Source organism: Microcoleus sp. bin38.metabat.b11b12b14.051 (genome assembly GCF_013299165.1).
Lineage (GTDB): Bacteria > Cyanobacteriota > Cyanobacteriia > Cyanobacteriales > Microcoleaceae > Microcoleus.
Map to the genome: position 1 here is coordinate 69,892 of NZ_JAAFKD010000017.1, position 16,585 is coordinate 86,476.

General features: G+C 46.7%; 10 protein-coding genes. 8 read left to right on the forward strand and 2 right to left on the reverse strand.

Features of this window, described 5'->3' with window-relative positions; translation table 11 throughout:
• On the forward strand, positions 1–1,436 hold a 1,436-nt coding region (locus QZW47_RS18585; protein ID WP_293129499.1), incomplete at its 5' end, for a calcium-binding protein.
• Between the two features lie 344 nt (positions 1,437–1,780).
• On the opposite strand, the gene QZW47_RS18590 is transcribed toward QZW47_RS18585, so the two are convergent.
• Positions 1,781–2,728, reverse strand: coding sequence for a LysR family transcriptional regulator (locus QZW47_RS18590; protein WP_293129501.1), 948 nt, complete (start codon positions 2,726–2,728; stop codon positions 1,781–1,783).
• 213 nt (positions 2,729–2,941) lie between these two features.
• On the opposite strand from QZW47_RS18590, the gene QZW47_RS18595 reads away from it, so the two are divergent.
• From QZW47_RS18595 to QZW47_RS18625, 7 genes are all read left to right on the forward strand, one after another.
• Entirely contained in the window at positions 2,942–3,838 is an 897-nt protein-coding gene (locus tag QZW47_RS18595; protein WP_293129503.1) for an aspartoacylase, read from the forward strand.
• A 310-nt stretch (positions 3,839–4,148) separates the two neighbouring features.
• Entirely contained in the window at positions 4,149–5,831 is a 1,683-nt protein-coding gene (locus QZW47_RS18600) for a S8 family serine peptidase (protein ID WP_293129505.1), read from the forward strand.
• Positions 5,832–5,961: 130 nt separating this feature from the next.
• Complete coding sequence (locus tag QZW47_RS18605; RefSeq protein ID WP_293129507.1) at positions 5,962–7,629, forward strand: calcium-binding protein; 1,668 nt, start codon at positions 5,962–5,964, stop codon at positions 7,627–7,629.
• A 396-nt stretch (positions 7,630–8,025) separates the two neighbouring features.
• Positions 8,026–8,181 (forward strand): hypothetical protein, encoded by a 156-nt coding sequence (locus tag QZW47_RS18610; RefSeq protein ID WP_293129509.1) that lies wholly within the window; start codon positions 8,026–8,028, stop codon positions 8,179–8,181.
• A 380-nt stretch (positions 8,182–8,561) separates the two neighbouring features.
• Positions 8,562–13,292, forward strand: coding sequence for a Calx-beta domain-containing protein (locus QZW47_RS18615; RefSeq protein WP_293129511.1), 4,731 nt, complete (start codon positions 8,562–8,564; stop codon positions 13,290–13,292).
• A 126-nt stretch (positions 13,293–13,418) separates the two neighbouring features.
• A complete protein-coding gene (locus QZW47_RS18620) occupies positions 13,419–14,969 on the forward strand; it encodes an ATP-binding protein (RefSeq protein WP_293129513.1) in 1,551 nt (516 codons plus the stop codon).
• A gap of 33 nt (positions 14,970–15,002) precedes the next feature.
• Complete coding sequence (locus tag QZW47_RS18625; protein WP_293129515.1) at positions 15,003–16,022, forward strand: leucine-rich repeat domain-containing protein; 1,020 nt, start codon at positions 15,003–15,005, stop codon at positions 16,020–16,022.
• A gap of 2 nt (positions 16,023–16,024) precedes the next feature.
• Here QZW47_RS18625 and QZW47_RS18630 read toward each other — a convergent pair whose 3' ends face one another.
• A complete protein-coding gene (locus tag QZW47_RS18630; protein ID WP_293129517.1) occupies positions 16,025–16,312 on the reverse strand; it encodes a hypothetical protein in 288 nt (95 codons plus the stop codon).
• Positions 16,313–16,585 lie beyond the last annotated feature (273 nt).

Consider the following 16,585-nt stretch of genomic DNA (forward strand, 5'->3'; position numbering starts at 1 on the left):
CAACTCCTACGGGAACTCCAACTCCTACGGGAACTCCAACTCCTACGGGAACTCCGACTCCTACGGGAACTCCAACTCCTACGGGAACTCCGACTCCTACGGGAACTCCAACTCCTACGGGAACTCCAACTCCTACGGGAACTCCGACTCCCACGGGAACTCCGACTCCTACGGGAACTCCGACTCCGACTCCAAGTCCCACGACAACTCCGACTCCCACTGCGACTCCGACTCCAAGTCCCGCGACAACTCCGACTCCCACTGCGACTCCCACGGAAACTCAGACTCCGACTCCCACGACAACTCCGACTCCCACTGCGACTCCTGTTGACTCTGACAGCATTGGTGGCGGCAATGTCGATCGCACTTGCGATGACGAAATCACCCTACCTGCGATCGATTCAATTCCCGGGCCGAATTCAGTCGATCGCACTTTCAACGGCACTGACGGCAACGATTTCCTCATTGGTAGCAATCTCAACGATGCGATCGACGGTTTCAACGGTGACGACATCCTGCTGGGCACAAGAGGAAACGACAATCTTTACGGCGGGCGGCCTAGCAATGTCCCGCTGGGGCCGAATGCAGACAGAGACTTGCTGTTTGGCGGCACCGGCAATGATTACCTCAACGGGGCTGCCGGCGACGATCGCATTTTCGCAGGTAAGGGCGATGATGTGGCGATCGGCGGCAAAGACAATGACACCATTTGGGGCGACAAAGGCAATGACACTCTGCTGGGGGCTGAGGGTAACGATTGCTTGTTTGGAGGCAATTTTGACCCGTCTAGCCCTGACTCGAACGGACGCGATTTGCTGTTTGGAGGTGCTGGCAACGATTTCTTGAATGGGGGAGATGCTGCGGATACTCTTAGCGGTGGAGAGGGCAACGATACGCTGTTTGGCGGCAAGGGCGACGACGTTCTGGACGGGGGTACGGGCAACGATCTGCTGTTGGGCGATCGCGGTACTGACACGATTTGCGGTGGCGATGGGGACGATACTATTTTCGGCGATCGACCGATCGGCTTAAACGGATCTCCAGATTTCCTGTGCGGCGGTGCCGGCAACGATTTGCTGTTTGGTAACGGCGGTAGTGACACGATTTGCGGCGGTGATGGTAACGATACCCTCTACGGCGGTAAGGGTGACGATACTTTGACTGGGGGTTTAGGTGACGATATTCTCAGCGGTGGCCTTGGGCGCGATCGCTTTGTTTTAACCGCAGGTGAAGGCAGCGATGTCATTACTGATTTCACTAAAGGTGAAGATTTGCTGGTGTTAGCGGGCGGTTTAACTTTTGCTCAACTGACTATTACCCAAAGCCCTAATGCAGGTGCGATCGCGATTTCTCAAAACGGTCAACTCTTGGCTACTGTGAATCGAGTGGCTGGTAGTGCGATCGATCGCAGTGATTTTATCGTGTTTGGGCGATAAAATTAACCGTAAGGTGCGTCAGGAAAGAGCATTCTTACCATACAAAAAATCCCATTCTGACGCACCATTTATTCTGTGGTGCGTCAGTTTTTTGATTGTCATATCGTTTCCGGTTGTATCGGAATGATTTAACCCAATACGGTTTACTTAAGACAATTCACGGGGAAAATAATGTGATAAATAGACCCTGCGATTGCTCTCTCTATGATCGCAATGACAAATAAACCTTAAGTGAACCGTATTGTGATTTAACCGCAGAGGGCGCAGAGGACACAGAGAGAGAATAGAGAGATTAATAATTCCTATGCAACCGGATTTGATATCAGTTTGTCGCAAAAATCTCTCTAGCTGACACACCCTACTTCTAATTCTGATGCTGAAATCATCGATATTTCAGGCTGATAAATTGAGAGGCTTTTAATAATCTCCAGAAATTGCTGCAAAATGGTGGACGAATCATTCTGCCGCCAAACCGCAGTTAAGTGAGTAGTTGCCGTTGGTTCTTGAATCGGACGATATACCACTCCTTCCCGTTGAATATTTAACACATGAGATGGCAGAATACTGATACCTGTTTCCCCAGCAACCAGCCCCAAAATTGTCACCATAAATACTGCTGTTTGAACAACGTTCGGTACAAATCCTGCTTGCGAACATAGATGATAAATTTGTTCGGACAAGCCAGCCACAACCTGATGCAGGGGCATGACAAATTCTTCATCTTTTACGTCGGCAAGCGAAATTTGGGATTTGGCTGCTAGCGGATGGTTTTTCGGTAAAACGGCGACAAGTGGTTCTTGGGTGAGAGACATCGTTTCTAAATCATGGGCTTCATAAATTTCGTGGTACAGATACAAAAAAATGATATCAGTTTGACGATCGCGCAATCTCTGAATTAGCGAAGCACTATGTTCTTCCTGCAAAATCAATTTTACCTCTGGATATCGCTGTCGAAAGGTTCGCAGCATCTCTGGAAAGACACCATTCGCGATCGAACTCGTAAAACCCACAGTCAAATAGCCCAATTCGCCCTGATGAATGCGCTGGGTTTTAGTTACAGCTTGTTCTAATTGTGCCAGAGTGGCGCGAGATTCTTCTAAAAATGCTTGTCCGGCTGGGGTTAGCTGAATTGGGTGACTTTTGCGATCGAATAATTGCACACCCAACTCCTTCTCCAAATCTTTAATTTGGTGACTTAGGGGCGGTTGTGCCATGTGCAATCGCTCTGCTGCGCGGCTAAAGCTCTGCTCGTCTGCCACTGCAATGAAATAACGGAGATGTCTAAGTTCCATAAGTTATACCATTTGAGATTTGAATTTTTAAATTTCATAAATAAGAATTACCATAGCTATTATTGAGTAGATATTGCCATACTTTTTTAGTCTAGTTTTATATAAAAACAAGTATTTGACATTTGGCAAATATTTATTTATTTTGAAAAAAGTAGTAGTTAACAAATTCGGCTGATAATTACCAATTTAAGTATTGCTCAATGAGGATTATTCATGATTTCCCACATAATTCGACGAGTTGCAATTGTGGGAGGAACCCACGGAAATGAGCTAACAGGAGTTTACCTGGTTAAGAAGTTTCAACAATTCCCAGATTTGCTGAAACGATCGACCTTTGAGACAGTTGCCTTATTAGCCAACCCCAAAGCGGTGGAGATGAATCGGCGTTATGTCGATCGAGATTTGAACCGTTGCTTTTGCCGCGCAGATTTGGCTAACCCAGACTTGACGGGTTACGAAGACACGCGCGCTAAGGAAATCTGCGCCCAACTAAGTCCTAAATACCATCATGGGGCTGATTTCATTATCGACCTCCACAGCACAACGTCCAACATGGGGCTGACAATTTTACCATCTAGCAAACATCCATTCAATTTGCAATTATTAGCCTATTTGAGCGACATCAATCCCTCAGTGCGAGCTTTTTTCCGAGAGGAGGATGGTGAGGATGCGCCAATGTTGCGATCGCTATCTGCTTTCGGTTGCACCATAGAAGTTGGGCCCATCGCCCAGGGAGTAGTCAACGCCCATCAGCTTCAGCAAACCGAAATGCTGATTCACGGCATTTTAAACTATGTCGATGCCACAAATCGGGACAATCCGCTGGCTATACCATCACATTTAACTGTATATCAGGCGATTTGCTCAGTAGACTATCCCAGAAATTCCGTAGGTGAAATACAAGCCACAATCCATCCACAAGTTCAATTCAAAGACTATGAACCATTACATCCCGGTGAACCGATGTTTCTCAACTTTACTGGAGAATCGATCGCATATCAAGGAGAATCTACAGTTTTTCCTGTATTCATTAACGAAGCCGCCTATTACGAAAAGCACATAGCGATGGTTTTGACGAAAAAACAACAGCTTCAGCTTGAAACTGTCTAAAATCCTGTCCCGTCAAATACCATAAAAAAAAGGTTTGTAGTGAGGACTTTAGTCCGCATCCATCCCAGGACTGAAGTTCCAATTATCGAATTAATCTTACCAAAGTGATTCGATCGGACACGACATAACTGCCCAATGATTCAAAATATGACTTTTATGACTTTCAAGTTATGACTTTTATGACATAAAAGTTATGACTTTATGAATTGACGGATTATCTTGCATCTGCAATAATGTTAATTAATTTAAAATTAACAACTATATTTTTGTCACAAACACAAGTAAATCTAAAATTATTAGGAGCAAATTTATGGAAAGCACAGGTATACTTGCAGGCGATCGCCAGCAGCACCTAACAGCAGCATTAACCACCTTTGGCGACGGGAGTCAACTTAATTTTTTCACGGCACCCAGTCAATTTAGTGGTAGCGTCCCCAGCAACGGCCCGGACGGCTCTCCTTTGACGGTTAGCCCGATCGCCCAACAACAAATAGCAGATTTTATAGCACCAGAAGCCAGCAACAACCTCAGTTTCTGGGCCCAGAATCAAGTCGCCAGCGGTACGCCTGCTACTCCCGAAAAACCCAATTCAGACACTCTCGCAGAGGGCACAGATCCGCTAACAGGAACCAGAACGGCCTCTCAGTTAAATTTATCATATCCAGATAACACCTTAGCAACTGCTCGAAATGTGGTAGGCGTTGAAAACGGCCGCATCAACTTAAGCGATTTTGTCGGAGTTGGCGATTCCGAAGATTTTTACAAATTTACTCTGAACACCAATAGCGATTTAAACTTGCGTCTCGACGGTTTGACAGGGGATGCTGACTTACATCTGATTCAAGATAATAACCGTAACGGTATATTTGAGTGGAGTGAAATTATTAGCAGGTCTATTAACTACGACAGCACACCAGAAAACATTAATTTATTAGGTCTAAATCCAGGGACTTACTATGTCAGAGTCTCTAGCTTCTGGAATGAGTCAACAAATTACAACCTGACTCTAGCTGCAACAAGTTCTGCTACAGGTTTTAACAACATTTACGGATACGGTTTGGTAGATGCAAATGCAGCAGTTTCCGGCTCGGTGAACAGTTTAACTTTATTCCCAGCAGTTCCAAATTTTGGTGGAAATAATTGGGGACGAGACCTTGTAAATGCGCCGGAAGTGTGGAATCAGGAAATTACAGGAAAGGGCATCGTAGTAGCTGTGGTCGATGGCGGTGTTGACTACACCCATCCCGATTTAAACGGCAATATTTGGCGGAATCCGGGTGAAATCCCCGGCAACGGCATTGACGACGATCGCAACGGATTTATTGATGATATCGGGGGTTGGGATTTTGTGTCTAATGATAACAACCCGATGGATGAGTCTATCGACGGTCACGGGACTCACGTAGCAGGTATCATCGCCGCAGAACGAAATGATTTTGGCATCACGGGAGTTGCCTACAATGCCCAGATTATGCCTGTGAGAGTATTGCCCAAATTTGATACGGGGAATTGGAATAATGTTGCTGCTGGAATTCGCTATGCTGCCAATAATGGAGCTAATATCATTAACCTCAGCTTGGGAAATAATACTGAGCCTATACCCGCGGTAGACGCCGCAATTCAGTACGCCACAGACAAAAAAGTTGTTGTTGTCATGTCAGCCGGAAATAAGAGTTCTCCTCAACCGGGCTATCCAGCTATTAATGCCGATCGCTTCGGAATAGCCGTGGGAGGAATTGACAGAAATAACAAAATGTATTCATCCTCTAACCTCGCAGGCTTCCGACCTTTGGATTACCTAGTTGCACCGGGAGTAGACATCTATTCTACAACTCCTAATAACACCTACAAAACGTTTAACGGCACGTCGATGGCAACCCCTCACGTAGCGGGTGTAGTGGCTTTAATGTTGAGTGCCAATCCAACTCTTACTCCGGCTCAAGTTGAGTACATCTTGACGACTACAGCCAACCGAAATGGGATAACAGTCTAGAAACAACAAGCAGCAATCATTCAGAAACATTAGTCGATCGCCCGCGCCACCCCGCTAATCTGTCTTGTTAGGAGTTCCGGGGGCGATCGCTCGTCAATTGACCAAATTTACAATTTTAGGGTGAGGATTTATGACTATTACTCGTGTTTCTGTAGACTCAGCAGGCCAGGGGGCGATCGGCATTTCCCAGATCCCCTCGATCTCAGCCAACGGGCGGTTTGTGGCATTTTCATCTGAGGCAGCCAACCTCGTGCCGGGAGACACTAACAATCGCAGCGATATCTTCGTGCGCGACTTGTCAACCAACACCACCACCCGCGTCTCTGTTGACTCAGCAGGCAATCAAGGAAACGACACCTCCGGCAGTCCCTCCATTTCAGCCGACGGGCGGCTTGTCGCGTTTACATCTTTTGCCCCCAACCTCGTGCCGGGAGACACTAACAATCGCAGCGACATCTTCGTGCGCGACTTGTCAACCAACACCACCACCCGCATCTCTGTAGATTCAGCGGGCAATCAAGGGAACGGCGGTGTGCTGATTGGCTTCTTCATTCCCTCAATCTCAGCCAACGGGCGGTTTGTAGCGTTTGAATCTTATGTCCCCAACCTCGTGCCGGGGGACACTAACAATCGCAGCGACATCTTCGTACGCGACTTGTTAACCAACACCACCACCCGCGTCTCTGTTTCAGCGGCAGGCAATCAGGCGATCAACCACTCCTCAAACCCTTCCATCTCAGCCGACGGGAGGTTTGTGGCATTTTCATCTGAGGCATCCAACCTCGTGCCGGGGGACACTAACAATAACGACGATATCTTTGTGCGCGACTTGTTAACCAACACCACCACCCGCGTCTCTGTTGACTCAGCAGGCAATCAGGGCAACGGCGACTGCTTCAAGCCCTCGATCTCAGCCAACGGGCGGTTTGTGGCATTTTCATCTGATGCCAGCAACCTTGTGCTGGGAGACACTAACAATACCAGCGATATATTCGTGCGCGACTTGTCAACCAACACCACCACCCGCGTCTCTGTTGACTCAGCAGGCAATCAGGGGAACGATGGCTCCAATTTCTCCTCCATATCAGCCGACGGGCGGTTTGTGGCGTTTTCATCTGAGGCATCCAACCTCGTGCCGGGAGACACTAACAATAACGAGGATATCTTCGTGCGCGATTTGTCAACCAATACCACTACCCGCGTCTCTGTAGATTCAGCAGGCAATCAGGGGAACGCTCTTTCCTACATCCCCTCCATCTCAGGCGACGGGAACAGAGTAGCATTTTCATCTGATGCCTCCAACCTCGTGCCGGGAGACACCAATAGTCGCGACATCTTCGTTGTTGACTTAACCAACACTCCAAGCAGCACGAATAACTCTCCAAACGTCATCAACGGCACGAACGGCAACGACAACCTCACAGGCACTCCGAGCAACGATACCATCAGCGGTTTGCGAGGTAACGACATTCTCAATGGGGGCGGCGGCAACGATATTCTCATCGGTGGCAAAGGTTTTGACACGCTCAACGGCGGTTTAGGCAACGATATTCTCACCGGTGGCGCGGGCAATGACACATTTGTTTTAGGTGCGGGTTTTGGAATTGATACCATCTCTGATTTCACCAAAGGTCAAGATACCGTGCAATTAATTAACGGTTTGAACTTCGGACAGCTATCAATTTCCGCAGGAACTAACGGCACATTAATTAAAGTAGCCAGCAGCGGCGAAGTTTTAGCTGCTTTGACTGGCGTTGCTCCCAACCTCCTGGGCCCTGGAGATTTCCTGTCTGTTTAGGACTGAAAATTAAATAACTTACAATCTTTATTGTTCTTGTGGGATGGGCGTCCCGCCCGTCAAGAAAGGACGGGCGGGACGCCCATCCCACAAACTTGTGTAAATTATTTAATTCGCGATCCTGAGATATCTGTTGATCGATCGCAGATCGCCCATCAAGCACAAAATGGGTCGTCAACAAAGGACGGGCGGGACGCCCATCCCACAAACTTGTGTAAATTATTTAATTCGCGATCCTGAGATATCTGTCGATCGATCGCAGATCGCCCATCAAGCACAAAATGGGTCGTCAACAAAGGACGGGCGGGACGCCCATCCCACAAACTTGTGTAAATTATTTAATTCGCGATCCTGAGATATCTGTCGATCGATCGCAGATCGCCCATCAAGCACAAAATGGGTCGTCAACAAAGGACGGGCGGGACGCCCATCCCACAAACTTGTGTAAATTATTTAATTCGCGATCCTGAGATATCTGTCGATCGATCGCCGATCGCCCATCAAGCACAAAATGGGTCGCGAGTACGAAGAGTCTTGTCGATCGACCTTTAGCCGATGGTGAGTAAAATTTTTACTGCCAACTTTTATGATGGTTTTTCTGTCTAAATTCATATGATTTATGTGCTTTTTTGAGCGATATTGCTACCGATTAGAAATGTAAATATAAATTATTTTAATTATTAGTCTTACTAATATAATAGAATGCTTGACACTAATAATTTAATTGGGTAGATTTAATTTATAGGATGTTTATTTATCAATTCACACAAATTATCTGCAATAAGTCTTGTCTGGTGCGTCAGATATTCAGATTTTAGCGAATATTTTAATTAATAATCTGACGCGCCGCGCGACTGCTTAAATTTTGCAAGCAGCCGAATTTTATTTCGCACATTCTATCTGATTTTTATCTCAAATTTAGGTGCATTTAGATGGGACAGATAATTATTAATGAATTCCGGCGGGGTACGGGAGACTTTACAGGTAACGAGTATGTAGAGTTACTGCTGACAGAAGATTTAACAGCTACCCAGCTTCAGAGCTATTTTGTTGGCGACTCAACTGCTCCAACAACAGCTAAATACTCGGCTTACAAATTTACCAATATGGCAAGTATTGCTCCTGTGTTTAAAGCAGGTACAATAATTGCGATCGGCGGTGCGCCCGCAAATCAAGAAATTGTCTACAACCCCACACCGTCGGGAACAAATAACGATTGGAACATTCGATTGAGTCCCGAGGGTGGATTTTTGAGCAAGCTGCTCCCAGTCGGAAATTTTGATGGGGATTTCGCAGCTTCTGATATTGTTTATGTTGATAATGGTAGCACTACGAGTACGGATACAGTAGATGCGATCGCCTGGAGGACAGCGGGAACCCACGGAGCCTTTGGAAATGCAGCTAAGGTACAAATTGCCGCACCAGGAAACGGGCGTAATGTCGAGTTTTCCAGTGCTATTGGCGGCATCAACAGAACTGCTAATTATGCTGTCAACAGTCCCGGTTCCGTGGGTTTACCCAACGGCGGAATTAACACTATTTATATTGATAGCCTCCGCAACCCGCAAGTCAATAGCGCTCCGACTTTGGCAAATTCTAATTTTAATACACTTCCCCCGATTAACGAAGACACAGCCAATGCAGCTAACACAGGTTTTAGTATTTTTGCGATCGCTAGCGAGTTAGGTGCCGATGCTAATGGCGATGCTTTGGGTGTTGCAGTCACCGCCGCCGACAATACTAACGGCAACTGGCAATTTTCAACTAATGGTAATACTTGGATAAATTTCGGCGCTTTGTCGGAAAGTTCAGCAACGGTACTCGGCCCGACTCGTCTTTATAATGGGTTGCTGGGTAACACTCCCAGCGCTCAAAATTGGCTGTCTTTGAACAACTTAAATCCTCTAACTCCCAGCGTTACTGCTGCGGAAATATTTAGCGGTAATGGAGCTAATTTAAACAGCACTGCTGCCAATAGCATCTATGCTGGCTATACCAAAAATTCTGCAAATACATCATTTCCTGCACTCGATCGCAATTCTGGGTTTAGCTTGTCTTTCAATCTGCAAATTATCTCGGAATCCCGCAGCAATCCAAATCAGGCTGGTTTTAGCATTGTTGCGGTTACTAGCGATCGCAAAGCAATTGAGATCGGTTTCCAGCAGCTATCTGCAATGTCTGGCAATATCTTTGCCCAAGGTGACGGCATTACTCCCAACCCGGGCGGACAAACTAACGGCTTATTTTTGGCAGCAGAAAATGCTTCTTACAACACAAATATTGCTACTAACTACACTCTGAGAGTTCGAGGTGACAATTACTTTCTTTCAGACGGTAGCGATATTATACTAACAGGGACACTGCGAGATTATTCGGCATTTAGCGGTGCGATCGATCCTTACGAAACTCCTAATTTTATATTTTTAGGTGACAACACAACTTCGGCACAAGCTAACATCAACTTGACACAAGTTTCTCTGGTAACGCCTGCGAGAGTGCGCTTTGTACCCAACCCAGACTATTACAGCATTCCCGGAAGCGAACCAAAAATTACTTTTCGGGGGTGGGATGGAAGTAATGAAGCAGGTAACGGTACTGCGGGCGTTGATGCTTCAGTTACTGGGGGAACAACGGCGTTTAGCACTAATAGTTTGACATATTCGATCGCAGTTAATCCAGTCAACGATGCACCTGCGTTTGTCAAAGGAGTCGATCGCACTTTCAGCAGCAAATCCGGCCCGCAAAGCATCCCCGGATGGGCGACGGCGATTTCTCCGGGCCCGGCTGACGAATCGGGACAAACCGTGGCATTTCAAGTAGTCGGGAATGACAATGCTGCTTTGTTTAGCGTATTACCTGCGATCGCAGGGGCGGGCACATTAAGCTTTACACCGGTGCCGGGGGCGATCGGCAGTGCTAATATAACTCTAAACCTGAGAGATAATGGCGGTACAGATAACGGCGGTATCGATACTTCCGCCAACCAAACTTTTACTATCAACCTCACGAATCCAGGCACATTTAACTTCAGCAACGCCAACTACAGCGTCAATGAAAACGGTACATTTGCCACAATTACGGTTACTCGCACCGTTAATAATGTGGCTGCTGCTGTCAGTTACAGCACAACTAACGGTACTGCTAATCCTGGTAGCGACTACAACCAGACATCGGGAATTTTGAATTTTAGTAGTGGCGAAACTGTTCAAACTTTCACCATTCCCATTGTTGATGATTTGGTAATAGAAGGCAATGAAACTGTTAATTTAGTTCTGAATAATCCCACTAACGAAGCTGATTTAGGATCGATTGATAGTGCTGTTTTGACTATTGTCGATACAACTCCGACTCCGACACCAATTCCGACGCCAATTCCGGCGCCAATTCCCACGCCTGCGGAAACTCCGACGCCAACTCCGGCGCCAACTCCGACGCCAACTCCGACGCCAATTCCCGCGCCAACTCCGACGCCAATTCCCACGCCTGCGGAAACTCCGGCGCCAATTCCGACGCCAATTCCGGCGCCAACTCCGACGCCAATTCCCACGCCTGCGGAAACTCCGACGCCAACTCCGACGCCGATTCCGGCGCCAATTCCCACGCCTGCGGAAACTCCGACGCCAATTCCCGCGCCGATTCCCACGCCAATTCCCACGCCGATTCCCACGCCGATTCCCACGCCAATTCCCACGCCAACTCCCACGCCAACTCCCACGCCAATTCCCACGCCTGCGGAAACTCCGACGCCGATTCCGACGCCAACTCCGACGCCAATTCCGACGCCAACTCCGACGCCAATTCCGACTCCAACTCCGGCGCCAATTCCGACGCCAACTCCGACGCCAATTCCCACGCCTGCGGAAACTCCGACTCCGAAGCCTGCGCCAACTCCGACGCCGAAGCCTGCGGAAATTCCGACGCCTGCGGAAACTCCAACGCCAATTCCGACGCCGACTCCGAAGCCTGCGGAAATTCCGACGCCTGCGGAAACTCCAACGCCAATTCCGACGCCAATTCCGACGCCAATTCCGGCGCTAATTTCGACTCCGAAGCCTGCGGAAATTCCGACGCCTGCGGAAACTTCAACGCCAATTCCGACGCCGACGCCAATTCCGGCGCCAATTCCAACGCCTGCGGAAATTCTGACGCCTATTTCGACTCCGAAGCCTGCGGAAATTCTGACGCCAATTCCGGCGCCAATTCCGACGCCTGCGGAAATTCCGACGCCAATTCCGGCGCCAATTCCGCCGCCTGCGGAAATTCTGACGCCAATTCCGACTCCGACTCCGACGCCTGCGGAAACTCCGACTCCGATTCCAACTCAGACTCCGACGCCTGCGGAAATTCAGAATCAGATTCCAACTCAGACTCCGACGCCTGCGGAAATTCAGAATCAGATTCCAACTCAGACTCCGACGCCTGCGGAAACTTCGACACTGACTCCAACTCTGACTCCGATTCAAATTTTGAGTCAAATTGCGATAATTCCGACGGCTGCGGAAACTCTAATTCCGACGGCTAAACCTGCGGAAACTCCGATCGCCCATCCGAATTATCCCATCGCCCCTGCGGTAATTCCTGCTGTTTCCGAAGACTGTATGTGCGATCGGCTTTCATTACCCGATCGCACTTCCATTCCCCGCCCCAATATCGCTGCAAATAGCCTCAACGCTACAGACAGCAGCGATACTCTCACTGGCGACAATATCAATGACAGCATCAACGGTTTTAACGGCAACGACTTGCTAATCGGCTTATTCGGGAGCGACAATATTTACGGTGGTTTTCCCAGCCCGGTTGCTGTCGGCGCGGATGGAGACAGCGACACGATATTTGGTAACGAAGATAGCGACTACATCGTCGGGCACGCTGGGAATGATGTTATTTATGCGGGGAAAGATGGCGATCGGGCGATCGCGGGCAAAGATGATGATGTAGTTTGGGGCGACAAAGGCAACGATACCTTGGTTGGGGATGCCGGTGGCGATCGTTTATTTGGCGGCACTTCTGATTCATCTAACGGCGATTTAACAGGCAAAGATTTGCTTTTTGGGGATAACGGCAACGACCTTTTATACGGGCAAGAAAGCGCAGATACTCTGGCTGGCGGCGAGGGCGAAGATACAATTTTAGGCGGCAAAGATAACGATCTAATTTTCGGCGGAATTGGCAACGATCTGCTGTTTGGAGATTTGGGAAGTGACATTATTTGCGGCGGCGAAGGCGACGATACAATTTTCGGAGATATTGACAATATCGCGACGGATGGTAGCAGTCAAAAAGATTATTTGTGTGGCCAAAGTGGCAACGATTTAATTTTTGGTAATGAAGATGCAGATAAATTGTGTGGCGGCGACGGTAACGATACTCTCTACGGTGGCAACGGTGAAGATATCTTAATTGGGGGAAGCGGGCGCGATTACTTTTGCTTGAATGGGGGGGAAGGTGGCGATTTCATTGCTGATTTTAGGCAAGGTGAGGATTTATTGGTTTTGAGGGGAGGGTTAGCAGAGTTAAAGGGCGATCGACTCAGCATCGTTCAAAATGGCGGTGCAACCTTCATCAAAATTGCCAACACAAATCAAATTTTAGCTACCCTCAATGGCGTACCAGCTAATCTCATCACTCAACAGGATTTTATCGTAATTGAGTTTCGTTTCTAAATTGAAGATAGGGCTTGAAACCGTTTAGAGGGTGCAAAATCGCATCTGCTGGTGCTGGGGCGCGATCGGCATTCCGACAAGCATAAGCTAAACTGAAAGCAAGCCCTGATTCACCCCAATTTAACTATGCCTCGCTGGTTCAATACCGCTGGCCCCTGCCAGGAAGACATTCATTATACGCTGTCCCCAACACTGCGCTTACCAAGCTTAGAACGATTAATTGCCCAACGCAACTATTTCGTCATCCACGCACCCCGACAAATTGGCAAAACCACTGCCATGTTAGCATTAGCAAAACAACTCACCGATAGCGGACAATACACCGCCGTTATGGTGTCAGTGGAAGTAGGCGCACCTTTCAGTCAAGACATTGCTGGCGCTGAAAATGCCATTCTCGGCGCTTGGCGAGATAATATTGCTTTTCGCCTTCCGAAGGAACTTCAACCTCCTGATTGGACAGGCATCGAGTCAGGACAAAAAATTCGGGCAGCTTTACAGCTTTGGGCACAGGCATCCCCCCGTCCTTTAGTTATTTTGATTGATGAAATTGATGCCTTACAAGACCAGGCTTTGATTTCTATTTTACGCCAATTACGCGATGGTTATCCCAATCGTCCAACAGCTTTTCCTCAATCAGTTGGTTTAATCGGTTTGCGAGATGTGAGAGATTATAAAGTGGCGGCTGGTGGCAGTGACAGGCTGAATACTTCTAGTCCATTTAATATTAAAGTTCGTTCCATCACTATGCGGAATTTTAACGCTGATGAAGTGGTCGAACTCTACAATCAACATACTGAAGATACCGGACAAGTTTTTACAACTGAAGCCTCAGCTTTAGCTTTTGAACTGACTCAGGGACAACCTTGGTTAGTCAATGCGTTAGCTAAAGAAATCGTAGAAGAATTAGTGACTGATGAATCTATATCCATTACAGCCGAACATATTTTAACAGCTAAAGAAATTATTATTAAACGTCAAGATACACATTTAGATAGTTTAGCAGAACGACTCAAAGAAAAGCGAGTTCAAGCCATTATCGAACCAATTTTAGCGGGTTTAGAACTGGGAAATGTACCCAATGATGATATTCAATTTCTGATCGATTTGGGTTTGTGTAAAATGGATCCTCAGGGCGGATTGACTATTGCTAATCCGATTTATCGCGAAGTTTTGCCGCGGGTGCTAACGGTAACGCCAATGGCTTCATTGCCGCAAATTGCACCGAGTTGGTTGACGGCTGAAGGGAAATTAGATACTGAGGCTTTACTGAGAACATTTTTGGACTTCTGGCTGCAACATGGCGAACCCTTGCTCAAGAGTGCCTCCTATCCCGAAATTGCGCCACATTTAGTGCTGATGGCGTTTCTCCATCGGGTGATTAATGGTGGGGGAACTCTAGAGAGGGAATATGCTATTGGGCGCGATCGTATGGATCTGTGTTTGCGCTATGGTGATGTCACATTGGGAATTGAACTCAAGGTGTGGCGCAATCGGAAAGTTGACCCTTTGAGTAAAGGATTGTCACAATTGGATGGGTATTTAGCAAGATTGGGACAAGATAAAGGTTGGTTGGTCATCTTTGATAAAAGAGACAATGCGCTGGAAATAGAAGAAAGACTCAAAACTGAAATTCATCCTAGCCCGTTGGGGCGAGAGATTACAGTTATTCGGGCGTAAGGATTCTTTATGCAAGTTTGAAAGAGCTATAAAATGTTAAAAAATATTTGCGGTAACAGGAATTTTACTCGGATTTTTAAGCGTTATGCTGGGCAGTTTATAGTATTCAGTCTGTCTTTAATTTTAATTCTTGGCAGTGGCAGATTGCTGGAGGCTGTCGGACAGAAAACACCAACAGCAAACTACAAAACTTTTACCGAGTGGTGTGCAAATAAAGCTAAATTAAACTCAGAGACTAGACGTACTGTTGATGCTTTGCTGAAGAAATCTGGAACCAATCAGTGCGAATCAGCTAACCAAAAGCTTTTAAGTCTCGATGAACCATTTCTCAGCATCAATGAAATATCAGACATTAGACCCCTGCAATCCCTGACTAATTTAACGAAACTATCCCTCGGCAATAAAATATCAGACATTACACCACTGAAATTCCTGATTAATCTAACTTTCCTCAACCTCAATGACAATAATATATCAGATATTACCCCGCTGAAATCTCTAACTAACTTAACTGAACTATACGTTAGTATCAATAAAATATCAGATATTACACCCCTGCAATCTCTGACCAAGCTAAGCACACTCGTAATCAGAGAAAATAAAATATCAGATATTACATCCCTGGCATCTCTGGTCAACCTAAATCAAACAAATCTCGGAGACAATAAAATATCAGACATTACACCGATAAAATCTCTGACTAATCTAACTACACTCGAACTCCACAATAATAAAACATCAGATATTACACCCCTGGCATCTCTGATCAACCTAACTAGCCTCAGTCTAGACCGAAATAACATATCAGAAATTACACCCCTAAAATCTTTGACTAATCTAACGAACCTCAGTCTCGTCTTCAATAAAATATCAGATATTACACCGCTGCAATCTCTAACCAACCTAACTATACTCAACCTCAGCGACAATCAAATATCAGACATTACGCCACTGAAATCTCTGATTAAAATACTTTACATCCACCTCACTAATAATCCGATCGCAAATAAAACCTGTCCCCTCAAACCAGAGTCTATCTGTCAGTTTTCCTAATTTTAACAAAATTGGCAAAACACTAACACATCCAAATACCACCACCAGCGTTGAGGAGAAATAGCTTGAGCTTTTCTGATGTCAGCTAAATTGACAAAGCGCGACAACTCACGATAAAAATCGTTTACCTTTTCAATTAATTGCCGATCGCCCTTGGTGAGTAATGTCTTTTCGGATTCACTCAAGTCAGATTCTATTTCTGCGAGGCGATCGCGAATTTGAAGGATTTCTAAGTGTTCTGCACCGCTGACATCAGGAAACTCAACACTAACGCAATACTTGTTTAACACAGAATTGATATGCAAACTGATTTATCCAATAGGTTCGTAGTGAGGACTTTAGTCCTTCTTCGCTTAACTCAAGAACGGACTGAAGTCCGCACTACGAACCAACTAGCAGGTTCGTAGTGAGGACTTTAGTCCTTCTTAGCTTAACTCAAGAACGGACTGAAGTCCGCACTACGAACAGGTTAGTAGTGAGGACTTTAGTCCTTCTTCGCTTAACTCAAGAACGGACTGAAGTCCGCACTACGAACAGGTTAGTAGTGAGGACTTTAGTCCTTC